This is a genomic window from Hymenobacter baengnokdamensis, assembly GCF_008728635.1.
Classification (GTDB): Bacteria; Bacteroidota; Bacteroidia; order Cytophagales; family Hymenobacteraceae; genus Hymenobacter; species Hymenobacter baengnokdamensis.
This window is the reverse complement of the sequence record NZ_CP044285.1, coordinates 496,192-508,794: the sequence shown is the minus strand read 5'-3', so window position 1 is coordinate 508,794 and position 12,603 is coordinate 496,192. Positions and strand designations below refer to the sequence as shown.

The 12,603-nt window shown below is 57.3% G+C and carries 3 protein-coding genes; 1 reads left to right on the top strand and 2 read right to left on the bottom strand.

Going from position 1 to position 12,603, the window contains the following annotated elements:
• Positions 1-9 precede the first annotated feature (9 nt).
• On the bottom strand, positions 10-2,109 hold the full coding sequence (locus F6X24_RS02120) for a beta strand repeat-containing protein (protein WP_229725288.1): 2,100 nt from the start codon (positions 2,107-2,109) through the stop codon (positions 10-12).
• A gap of 848 nt (positions 2,110-2,957) precedes the next feature.
• Between F6X24_RS02120 and F6X24_RS02115 the strand changes: the two genes are divergently transcribed.
• The gene (locus F6X24_RS02115) at positions 2,958-3,344 is read left to right on the top strand and encodes a hypothetical protein (protein ID WP_151086187.1); all 387 of its coding nucleotides are present in this window, start codon (positions 2,958-2,960) and stop codon (positions 3,342-3,344) included.
• 436 nt (positions 3,345-3,780) lie between these two features.
• Here the strand turns inward: F6X24_RS02115 and F6X24_RS02110 are convergent, their stop codons facing one another.
• A complete protein-coding gene (locus F6X24_RS02110; protein WP_151086185.1) occupies positions 3,781-12,102 on the bottom strand; it encodes a right-handed parallel beta-helix repeat-containing protein in 8,322 nt (2,773 codons plus the stop codon).
• Between the last annotated feature and the right edge of the window lie 501 nt (positions 12,103-12,603).

Sequence of the window (12,603 nt, the reverse complement as noted above, 5' to 3'; positions counted from 1 at the left end):
TGGTTACCGTTACGAGGATAGAGCCGCCAGAGCCGCCGCCCCACCGCCATCATTGTTTACCGTATTATTAGCATTGGCACCATTGGCCAGGATGGTGCCTGTACCAGTAAGTGTGCCCGTTCGTACCATTACTATTCCCCCACCGGCTGCGCCGCTACTGGCAAAACCGGCGCCAGGCGTGCCGGTGCCATCGTTGGTGGTACCCGCCCCGCCGCCACCGCCCATGACCAGCTGGCTACTGCTAGATGCGGGGAATGCCGCGCCAGGCTCGCCTCCTACGGGGTTGTTGCTGCTCCAGGAATTGCCACCCCGGCCGCCCTGGCCCCCATTGGCACCGCCACCGCCCCCAGTGTTCTGGTCATTGGAAGTCGGATGAGCATCTGTGCCCCCGCCCCCGGCATTGCCAGGTGCGCCCCGGCCATTGTCTCCGCCAGGATAGCCATCAGTCAGTGTGGCTGGCAACAGGGTGGGGTAGCCAGTAGTAGCCGTACGTGTATCAAGAAGTACGTTGTTGGCCGTAGCATAGGCTGGGTCATTGACATAGCGCGGCGTGCCGGCAATGCCTTCGCCCTTCGTACCCCCAGTGTTCAGGCTCGCCGACAAGAGATAGTCAGTACCCGTAGTAGTGCCCGAGTTATCGCCTCCAAGCTGACGGCCCGCGCCACCGCGGAAGCCGAGGCCCGAGGCATCAATCGTAAAGCCGTTCAGGTTCAGCTGGCCGTCTACGTCAATGGCTACAACACCACCCGTAGTACCGTTCCAGGCTACCGGCAAGATATTAGCAGCCAGCGTAACGTTGGTATACTGTGGCACCCGGATTACCTGGAATATGCGCTGGCCCGTGGTAGAGGTAGCTGCCGCGTTGGCATAGCTGTTCTTAACGGCCGTGCTCAACGTAATGGTGCCGCCAGCCGCAGCCGAGAAGCCTCCATTGACGCTGGCTGCCGTGATATATTCGTAGGTGCCGGCCGTGAAGTTGGTCGTGCCATTGGCCGAGCCACCAGCTACGCCGTCACCGTAGCTGTCGGTATTGGTAGTATTGAGGTTGGCCCCCTGCATCTGTATGATGAGCAGCAGGTCGCCGGCGGCGATTGTAGTGGCCGCGCCGCGGGCCGCGCCCACCGCAATAGTCGTAGTAGTACCGGCTGTCAGCGTTTGAGCAGCCGTACTGGGATAATAAGCATTGGGGGTAGTCGAAAGCGCAGTAGCTGCGCCATCCTTACCAGCCGTAGCGCAGGGTGCGGCAGTTCCGGCTGCGCCGGTAGGAGTAATGGTAGTAGTTATGTTCGCACTAGCCGCCGAGCCATTATTATCAGCGGGTGCCGCATCCGTGGTGGCCGAGGTGCTGGCGGCCTTGCCGCTCACCGTAGCCGGAGAAGCTTGCGCAACAAAGCTTACAGTATTTACCACCGAGGCTCCGGCCGCCAGCGTTGTGCTGGTAAATGAAACAATACCCGTAGCGGAATCATAGGTGCCGCCGGTTACTGTTACCGTGTTGGCCGCTGGCTTATTAGCCAGGGTGATAGTAGCCACCAAGCTGTTCGCGGTTGCGTTTCCATTGTTAGTCGTGGTGGCCTGATAATACACTGTTTGACCCACTACTGCCCTAGTGGCACCACTCAGAGTAGTGGCTAGGTCAACGGTTCCTTGAGTAACCGTCACGCTAACCGAAGTCGGGTTAACGTTGGTGTTTGTAGTAGCTGTGGTAGGGGCAGAGGTAGCCGTAAAAGTGCTGATACCGCCCGTTGGCACTACAAATGAAATAGTAAAGTCTAAGGTATTGGTTCCTGAGGCTAGGCCGGGAGCCAGAGAGCTAAATGTAACCGTACCCGCCCCCGAGTTATAGGTTGCATTTGCACTGCCCGGCCCAGCAAACGTGACACCCGTCAGCCCGGTTGGCAAACCAGTTACAGTACGGGTAGCTACTGTTGGCCTGTCGGTTCCTGAGTTGTACGTGTTGGTATACGTTAAGCTAAGGGTAATAGTGCTACCACCAGAAGAATAGGCAGTATTGGCGGTAATGCCCGGTGTGAGCGTATTATTTGCCCAGCCCGCCCGCGCGCCCAGCACAAGCAGCAGCAAAGTGAGTAATCGTAAAGTTAATTTCATAAAGAGCAGATGCTAAGCAGGAAAAGCGGTGAGCGAAGGGAAGAGTGGTGAGGTAAGGAGCCGCTACTGAGTAAGGCTGGGCGAAGTGCCACTAGCGTAAAAGAGCTAGTCAGCAAATGCCGGGTAGCGTAGGGGCTCCACATAAAAAGTGATGCGAAACCGCTTATTGTCAAAATTTTTCAGAGCGCAAAAGCGGAGTAAAAAATAAGCTTTTGGAGTAGCCAGGCACTTATCGAAAAGTGTGCGAAAAGTAGTAAGGTGCACTGTGGGAAGAGAAGCAAACAGTCGGTTTATATCCATAGAAATACCATACGCTGTCTTGAATACTTACAAAGCTATGATGGGGGTACTAAGTGAAGTAAAGATTTCGTTCAACTAATCTATTTTCTATCTGAATGGGGTTAGCTCTGCAAAGCCCATCTCTTATGCTTAGGTAAAAGCTTAGGTAAGAGTACTCTAGTTAGGTTGAAAAAAGTTGCGCAAAATAGTCTTTGGTAAAATAATGCAAAACATTATTGATATCAGAAAACTTCCTCAGTGGGCATAGAAGTAATCTAAAAATTATAATATAAGGTTATAATTTTTAGATTACTTCGTGCCTGTTATGTGCTCTACTTATAAGAACTATGGAGCCGGCGCTACGGAGTTAGCCTAAATAGCAGGTTATGGAGTATATTGGTAGGTAGCCCATGCTTTTAGGCTGGGTAGTGCGGGTGAAGGGTTCCTGAGTTAAATTTTTGTTCAAAAGTTTGATAGCCAGATAATTATTTCTAAAAAAACACCCGTTAAGGATACCTCTTCGCCAGTCTGCCGGTTTAAAATCATCTGCTCACTATACCGTTGATTTTATGCGTGCTTCTTTTGCCCACTGGCTTCTAGGCAGCCTGCTGGCTGCTGCATTGCCGTTAGCCGCCGGCGCTACCCGCCCATCGGTTAGCATTGACCCGCCGGCCGCCGAGGAGGAATTTATACAGACCTGCAATGCTCGCCTTGACCTTACTGATGAGCAGCGCACCGGCCTGCGGGCCTATCTGGAGCAGGAGATAGACTATATGGCCGTGCAAGCGGCCAACCACTCGGCGGCCGAAGTAGCCGAGCTAGTGCCCGCCGAGCGCGAGCAGCTTCAGCGCGTGGCGGGACACCTGCTTTCGCCGGGGCAGCTGCGCCAGTTTCGCGAGCTGGAAGCCACGCCTCGCATGCGCGAATACCTTAAAGAGATGTCGCTGGCCGATTAGACAGTGGCGACACTCCTGTAGATAGCTAAAAAGGCCACCCGTTTGGGTGGCCTTTTTACTTCTTAGCTGCTGAAGCGGTTTAGGAAGTCGGGTCTGAAGCGGGCTGCCGGCTTTTTGCCGGCTGTCCGCTCGCGATACCGCCCAACTAGACTTCCTAAGTAGTCAAGTAAAAGTAATCCAGTAGTCAGCGGTACTAATAGCGTGGAGGACTTGGGAAGCGCGCAATAGGAGCTAGTTTCATCCTCCTAAGATACTGCTGAATTACTTTTGGTAGACTACTTATAGTGATTTATCAATCTGATTAGCAAGTAAAAAGCCGGCAGTGCGCCCCCCAATCTGTATCCGGACCTGAAAGTTGTGCTAATCCCCTGGAAAACAAAAAAGCTCCTCTCATCTGAGAGGAGCTTTTTCCAGAAAGACAGCTGGTGTGAGCGGGCTATTCTTTACTCAATTGCAGCACCTGGCGCAACACGGAGCCATCGGCCAGGGTACCGGTGACTACTACATGGTAGATACCGGTCGCGAGGCTTGCCAGGCTCAGGGGCTGAAGCTGGCCACCAGCCAGCGTGGCTGCCAGCACCTGGCGCCCGGTGGCGTCCAGCAGCGATACCTGGTAGGTACCGGTAGCGGGCAGCTGGCTCAGGTCGAGGGTGGTGCTGGCAGATGCCGGGTTGGGGTACAGGGCCAGCGCCACCGTGGCAGCTTTGGTGAAGCTCACTGCCCGAACCGGTGAGTAGGAGGCGGAGCCATCGAGGTCTACCTGCCGCAGGCGATAATAAGCCGTGCCGTGCGTACGGGCCGCGATGCTGGCATCGGTATAGGTATAGCCGGTGGTAGTGGCCGTGGTACCCTGGGCAGCCAGCTCCGCTATTTTGCTGAAGTTCGTGCCTTCGAGGCTGCGCTCAACCTCAAAGTGGTCGCTGTTCTGCTCCGAGGCGGTGGTCCAGGTCAGCAGTGCATCGCGGTTCTGCACGGCAGTGGCGGTGAAGGCCGTCAGCACAACCGGCAGCGGATACGCCCCGATGGTGAACTGAGCCGTTACTGTGTTGATGCCGCCTTTCAGGTCAGTCGTGATTACGTTAATCTGGTAGAACCGCGCCGTGGGGTTGTTGGCCAGCAGGGCGGCGTTGCTCACGTAAATCAGGCCAGTAGCAGGGTCAAGGCTTACGCCGGCCGGCAGCACGTTGGTGGGGTTGGCCGGGTAAGAGCCGTTGGCGGCCGGGCCGTTGCCCGACGTAGCCGCTACCGCGCTGGCAACACCATTGACGCCTTGCAGAATGGTGGCCGTAGTACCGCCAGCCGAATTGTACACCGTGCGGCTGCTCGTGTAAACAGCAGCATTGGGGTCAATTACATACGCAAGCACGTCGGAAGTTACATACTTGTTGGTGCCTCCTTTGGTGGGCGTAGTAGCGTAGAATGAGTTGATGTCCTGGCTTACCGGAATGGTATAGCGAGCGGGAGCCGAAGTCAGCGCATAGGTAGCGTTGCCATTGCCATTGTCGGTCGCGGTGTACGTGAACGTAGCATCCCCTACGAAGCCGCTGGCCGGGACAAAGCTCAGCTTGGTAGCATCCGTAACCAGGCCGGCCGCCAGGGTAGCCGGTGAGCCATTGTAGTAGAGCACGCCCATAGCTGCCGTGGGCAGGCTGGTGATGGTGTAGCTGGCAATGCTGCCGGCGTCTGTATCAACAGCGCTGAGCGGGCTCAGGGCCAGTGCACCGGCCGTATTGCCGCGCGGGCCTTGCAGCGTGTTTACGATGTCCGAAGCCACGGGGGCCAGGTTAACGCTGGTAGTTACGCTGGCCGTGTTGGGGGCCACATCCGTTTCTGCTACCCCGCCCGTAGTGGCGATGCCTGAGCTTACCGTGAACGTAGAAGCCGGGGCCGTAAAGCTGATTTGATACAGCTCGGTTACGCCCGCCAGCAGGTTGGCCGAAGCCCGGATGTTAACCGTGCCGCTGCCAGTGATAGTGGTAGCGGTGCCGGTGGGGCCGGTAAGAGTGTACGAGGTTACCCCGGCCGGCAGCGTTACGGAGCCCGTAACGGCGGTAGCCTGCGAGGGACCATTGTTCGACAGCGTTACGGCGTAGTTTACCGTGGAGCCGGCCGGGGCCGCAGCCGGACCGCTGATGGTAGCGGCCAGGTCGTATTTAGCGCCAATAGTGGTAGAGTTCGTCGCCGTATTGTTGTTCACGTTCGTTTCCGGGTTTGCGGTGAACGAAGAAGCCGTAGCCACCAGCGAGTAGCTGGGGTTGTCGGACCCCGACGGGCCGGCCGGCAGCGTGAAGGTGGCCGAGTTTGTAACGGCACTGGCACCCAGGTTGCCTACCGTGAAGGTAACTACGCCGGTGAGGTTGTTGTATACGCCGCCATTGGTCGTTGCTACCGTACCGCCGTTGGTGGTAAGGCCGGCTGGCAGCACCAGGGTTTGCGTTACGTTGGTAGCCGTAACGCTGGCCCCCGTGCTGTTGGTAGTCGTGACGCTATAGGTGCGGCTGCCGCCAACCGTCGTGCTGCCGGTTGAGGCGATAGTCGTTATCAGGTCGAGCGTGGGCAGGTTGCTGTTGTTGCTGAGCGGCGTGATAACCTGAGCCGAGTTGTTGGCCAGGTTCAGGTCAGTGCCCGATGTGGTAACGTTAGCCACGGCATTGAGCAAGGTGACGTCGGGAGCCACAAACTGGATGGTGTTTACCGTGCTCAGGCCCTGCTTGGGCAGGTACAGCGCGGCGCTCGGGAAGGTCACTACCCCTGTAGCCGAGTTGTAGGTAGCTCCGGAAGCATAAGTATACGTGCCCGAGGCGTTGCTGGTGCTGGCCGCATTGTTAAGCAGCAGGGTAGTGGGGTCGAGGTCGAAGGGCAGCGTTACCGTTGTGGTTTGCGTCCCGTTGGCTGCGGGGCCGTTGTTGGTCGTAGCTACAGTATACAGCACAGGGTTGCCGATAGTGGCCTGGGCCGGGCCACTGAGGTTCACGGCTACGTCCTGCGCCGAGGCGATGCGCGTCGACAGCGCTGCCGCATTGTTGGCCGTGTTCGATTCGGGCGTACTGGTCGAGATGCTGGCTTGCGCCGGCATAGTGAAAATACCCGAGGTATTGGGAGCCGGAATGGTAAAGCTGACCGAAGTAGCCTGGGTGGCACCGCCCACCAGCTCTGGGATGGCTGGCAAAGTCACTACGCCGGTGCCAGCGTTATAAGTAGCCCCGCCCGTGAAGCTGTACAGGCTGCCGCTGAGTGTGCCGGCTGCGCCATTCACGCGCAGCGTAGTGGCATCGAGTGTGGGCGCGAGCGCCACAGTCTGCTGCACATTGCGGGCCGCTACGGTCGAAGCATTGGTGGCCTGCACCGCATAGCTTATCGTTTGGCCGGCCGTCAGGTTGTGGCTTGCGTCGTCAACGTAGGCGGTGCCGCTGGCAGTCAGACTCACATTGTTCAGGGCAATTACCACGTCGGTAACCGGCTTCACCTCGGTCTGGGTCATTGCCACGTTGTCCGAAGGCATGATATCGGCAGTAGTCGAGCTTACACTGGCAGCAGCCGTGTAGTTGGGCAGCGTAGTGGGAGCCGGGAAGCCAATCTGGTAGGTTTTTTGCGCCGCAGTAGCCGGGCCCTGCGCTGCCGTGAGCGCGGCTAGCTGCAGAATGCCGGTAGCCTGGGTGTACGTGCCGGCAGCACCAAAGCTGATGACTCCAGCCGAAAGAGTGCCGTTTACGAGGGTGCCGTTATCGACCGTCAGAGTCATGGCGGCGAGGCCCGTAGGCAGCGCTACCTGCGTTTGCACGCCACTGGCATCGAGCGGGCCACTGTTGCCCTGCGTTACGGTATAGGTGGCGGTGGCGCCGCCCGTTACCTGGGCTGGGCCCGCGATGGTAACATACACGTTGGCGCTGGTATTGGGAGTAGCGGCAGTTGGGGCAGCTGGGGCGGTGCCGGTAGCCACCGTGTTGGTAGCGCTGGCGTTGCCATTCAGGTAAGCCGAATCGTTGGCCGCGTTGGTGTCGGTACCGGTAAGGGTGCTGGTTTTAGCCACGAGAGCCTGCACGGCAAACGTAGTAGCCGCCCCTACGCTGAAGCTCACCGTGTTGGCCACGGTCTGGCCGCTGGCCAGCGCCACGTCGGGGAAGGTAACGATGCCCGTTGTTTTATCATACGTGCCGCCATTGGTGGCAAATACGCCGATGAGGTTAGTTGGCAGCTTCACGGTTTGCACCGCGCCGGTAGCAGCGGTGCTGCCTTCGGCCGGAATACCAATGGGCGAAGGGCCGTTGTTTTTGGTCGTTACGGTGTAAGTGGCCAGCGCACCCACCGTGAGGGTGGTCGGACCAGTGATGGTCGTGGCCAGGTCAAACGAGGGAGCTACCGGAATGGTCGTGGTAGCCGTATTGTTGGTCGTCACTGTTTCAGCCGACGTGGTGCCGATAGTCGACACGGCCGTGAGCGATGACAAGCCGGCTGGTACCGAATTAATGGTGATAACAGAGTTCAGGTTGGCCGCGCTGGCCAGCGTGGTTGAGCTGGGGCTATACGTTACCAGGCCGGTGGCATTGTTGTAGCTGCCACCATTCGAGGCCGTTACGGTGCCCAGGCCAGCTGGTAGCTGTACCGAGTGCGTTACGCCGGCCGCCGTGCTCGGGCCATTGTTAGTAAAGTTGACGGTGAAGGCCAAGGCAGTGCTGGCCGTTGCGCTCGTGGGATTACCAGCCGCAAATACCGTAGCAACGTCGGCCACCGGCGTTACCGGAATAGTGTACGTAGCGATATTCGAAGTGGCCCCGTTGCTGTCTATAGCATTATACGAGAACGTGGCAGTACCCGAGAAGCCGGCCGTAGGCTGATAGGTCAGCTTGGTCAGGTCAGTAATAACGGTGGCTGCCGTAACTGCCACGCCGTTGTAGCGCAGCGTACCGTTGAGGTTGGTCTGGTCGGTTACCGAGTAGCTGCTGATAGTCACGCCGGCCCCGTCGGTCACTGCCGATAGGTTGGGGTTGAGTACTGCTGCCCCGCTCGAAGCCAGCACTGCTATGTTGGTTACGTTGTTGGCTACCAGCTGGCTCGAAGCTACGTTGCCCGAAAACTCCGAGGTAGCGTTGGCAAGGGTGGCTGTGCTGGTAAGCAGCGTGCCCGGAGCCAGGGTACCATTGGTAAGTACACCGGCCGGCAGGCTGCTCAGCGGAATGCTGAAGGTGAACGCACTGGCTCCCGTGCCCGAGCCCTGGTTAAATCCGTTGATGTTGCCCGAGTAGTTGCTGGTGCTCGCGTTGGCATCCACGATGCCCGTGGTAGCCCCTTCAGTAAGGGTAAGCAGGTAGGTTTTGCCCTGGCCGAAGTTGGCGCCCGTAGCATTAACTGCGCTCGGGTTAGGCTGCGCGATGAAAAGCTCGATGGTAGCCCCGGCTTTCGAGTAGCCCGTTACGACGAGGTTGCTGCCCGTTACGGTGGCTCCGCGCAGAATGGGGTAGTTGAGCAGGCCGTTGGCACCTGTAGTGGTGGTGCTGTTCAGCGTCACAAATGGCGAAGTACCAGCTGGCTCGTTGTCGCCGGTGGCTTCCAGGTCGATACCAACCTGACCGGTGGCGGCGTTCCCGTTGCGGGCAAGCACGTTACCGTTATTGTAAATGGCATTCTGGCTGATGGCCGTTGTACTCGCGGCAGCGGTTGCGCCACCATTCGTTGCCCCTTCCAGCATAATGCCGGCGCCGTAGTTACCAGAGATAATGTTCTGAGTAATGGTGTTGCCCGCACCGTAGATGCGTACGCCGGGTGTTTCGCCGGGGGCCAGGGTAGCCGTGCCACGACCATTATCACTGATGGTATTGCCCGATATGGAGTTGCTGCCTGGCGAGCGATAGCCGTCGATACCCTGGCCCGAAGTGCCGGTAAACAGGTTGTTGGTGACCGTGGCGCTGCTGCCCTGAATATCTACGCCGTCATAGTTGGCACCGCCCAGGCCGTTGCTGCGTACCTCGTTGCCCGTTACACTCACGTTGGTAACGCCTGCGTTAATCGAAATACCCTTGCTGTTGGAGAAGCCAATCAGGTTATTGCTCACTACTACGCCGCTGGTGCCGCCCGTCAGGCGTACGTTGTCAGCGTTGTTGGCAGTTGGTGGGGCAGCAAATGCCGTAGCCGTGGTGCCCAGCGCATTCTGGGTGATGGTGACGCTGTTGGCTGCACTGCGGATGTTAGCGCCGTTGTTGCTGTCGAGCGCGTTGCCAAAGCCGTAGATAGCCAGCCCCTGTACAAGGGTGCCGGTGCCCGTGCTGGCAATATCGAGGCCAAAGGCAACGGCCGAGGTGCCGGTCAGCTGCACTTCCGGGCCGCTGAGTTGCGCCAGCGCCGTGCCGGTGGTGCCCACTGTGCCGCCCGTGCCCAAGGTGGCCGTGTTGGTGTTGCCGATATCACGCAGTTGCGTGGTGCCATCAATAGCTGTATTAGGACCGCTAATGGCCGGTAGAGCCGTGGCGGGGGTGATTTTGGCTACCCCACTAGTGAGTTGGCTGGTAAACCCAGCTAGCTGACCAGCATGGGCCTGCCCATCAGTAAGCATGAAAATACTGGTCTCCACGCCGCTCGTTAGGGGGGTGGTAGCACCCGAGGTAGCCGTATATACCTGAGCCAGTGCGCTTTCGCCACCTAGCGCATTGCTATTGGTAATAAACTGACGCAGGGAGCCCTGGCCCGCGTCGTTGGTGTTTACCACAAGGTCGAAGTTGTAGCCAAAGTCTACGTTGACGGCCGGTGAGCTGGTGACGGAAAGCGTAATGGGCGCCTGGCTTTCAGGAATAGTGCCTATGGTAGCCCCGACAGTGGGGGTAGTGAGTAAGGTAAAGGTGGAGCCGGTACTGCCTTGCGCGGCATCGCCCCGGGCGGGGTCTTCACCGCCCACCCGGCTAGGGTCGGGGGTTGTGCCAGTAGCGGCGGTTACTTTCGTCCGGTAGGTTTGAACGGCCAGCCCACCCGTGCCGCGGCTGCTGGTGACGGTGCTGTTAACTACCCGCACCACGTAGCTTGCCCCGGCCGTGAGGCCCGTAAAGGCGTAGCTGCCATCAGCGGTAGTGGTCTGGAAAGAATTATAAGTAGCTATGCCTGCGTTAACAGTGTACAGCTCTACGCGGGCACCGCTGCGGCCAATGCCTACGGCATTATTCTGGCTGCGGCCCAGGCCTCCACCATAGTTTGGGTCTTCAAATACGGTGCCTGAAATGCTGGGAGCAAATACCAGCTGCGTCGGCGAGGGTGTATCTCCTACATCATTGAGGTCGGCCCGTAGCGCCGGGAAAGTCGACGAGTTTGTCGAGGCATCGTTGGCTTCTAAAGCATTCGGCGTTACTAGCGAGCCATCGGCTGCGGCTTGGGTATAGCCGTCGTTACTGGTGCCACTCGTGCTGGTAGCATAAGCAGTATTGTTCTGAGGAGTAGAGGGTACATTACCGGCCGGAAATACTACCCGCACAGTGTACGTGATTACTGCCCGCTGGCCTGCCGTCAGGGGCTGGGTGCCGCTGAGCAGCGAAGCGGCGCCGGTTTTGCCGGTGAAGGGAGTCGTAGTATTGGCAGCCAGGCTGCTGCCATCGAGGTTGGTTACTACTGGCGCCGACGTAATAGTGGTTGAGGTAGCGGTCGGGAAAGTAGTATTGGCTGTAGTAGCACCAGTGCCACTGAGAAAGTCACTCACCTGTACGTTATCGTCCGTAACCGTCCCCGTGTTGCGCACCCGAATGGTATAAGTGACATCAAACGTAGTAGCACTAACAGCTACTACGTTTGTCAGCTCTTTCGTCACATCTATGCGCTGGTTGGGGTTGATGCAACTAGCCCCGTCGGAGTTACTTACCGGGTCAATCGAGCTAAGCTTGGTATAGGCTCCGCTGGCAAGGTTAACGATATAAAAGCTGCCGGAGCCAGCCGTACCAACGGTACCGTTGGCATAAGCAAACAGGCGGCCGGAAATATCGAAAAATGACGTGCCAATGGCTTGGGTACCCGCCGTGGTACCTATCTGCGTTATCCACGCGGTAGTAGGTACAGTGGTCGAGGTGTTGCCGGTGGTTGGGTTGCCCGCCGCATCGTGCAGGTCGAGACGGTAAATAACGTTATCGGCAAAGGTGCCGTAGAGCTTGTTGTCGCTAGGGTTGTACGCTATGTCGAAGTAGTCTTCGGTAGCGGTGGTAGTTACCGTGCCACCCGTAGCGTTTTTCATGAGCAGTGTGGCCGCATTCAGGGGCGTAGCATTCGAGCTATTAAGGTCGAAGCGATACACGTTACCCCGATAAGTGGCATCTGCTGAGTTGCGGGTAGTTACGTAGTAGTGCCCGGTTTTATCAAACGAGCCGGTAGCAAACTGCGCGATAGGCAGGTTGGTAGCGCCCAGGTCCTGCACTCCACCCAAACCCATCTTGTAGAGGTGCGGCACTACTGTAGGCGTACCATTGTCGGCCGGATACGTCAGGGCATATAAGAAGCCGTCTTGTGAATTGTAAGCTAAGCCGTTAACTACGATGTTGGTGCCGCTTACGCTTAGCGTGCCGGTAGTGCCATAAGTACCACCCGTAATTGGGTTAGTAGTATATGTGCTCGTAGAGCGGTCTACGCGGTAAAGCACTGAAAATGCCGTGGCACCGTTTCCCGACTGGCGCACCTGATAAAAGGTGCCATCGCAGGAAAATGCCCCCCCCGCGCTTTGAGCCTGGGCCCCGCCAGGGTGCAGTAACGCCGCTGCCCACGCGAGTAAAAAGATGAGTAAACTTGAAATTTTCATAAGCCAGCTTATAGTGGTATGGATTATAGAAGATGAAAGAAAGAAAAGTCTGGTATGTAGTGAGTTAACGGGTAAGCTAAAACGCTTAAGCTGAACTAAAATAATTAACTAAATCTTTAGACTGCACAAAATTATTTGTCAGCCAACAAATGGAGCTATTATTTCGTCCAAACGCTCTCTTTACTGGCTGAACGAAATAAGTGTGCTTTAAACCAAGCTTTTTGGACGTACGAAAAAGTGAAATAGCCGGATTTAGCAGGTCAAAAAAGGTTTCATGAAAACCGGTATTATTGAAAAAATACAAAAAAATGTTTGTTTAAGGCAGCTTAGCGCTTTTTAGCGATAAGCGGGTTCACTTAATGATAACTTACTCACTGGAGCCGTTCCCAACTCGAGCACAGCCAGTCTGTTAGCAGACTTACAAAACCGTTCTGGCGTAATTGCAAAGTCAGTGTACTGCCGAGCAAGTAGCGCGGACTGCTGGTCCGCCCGCCTCCGGCT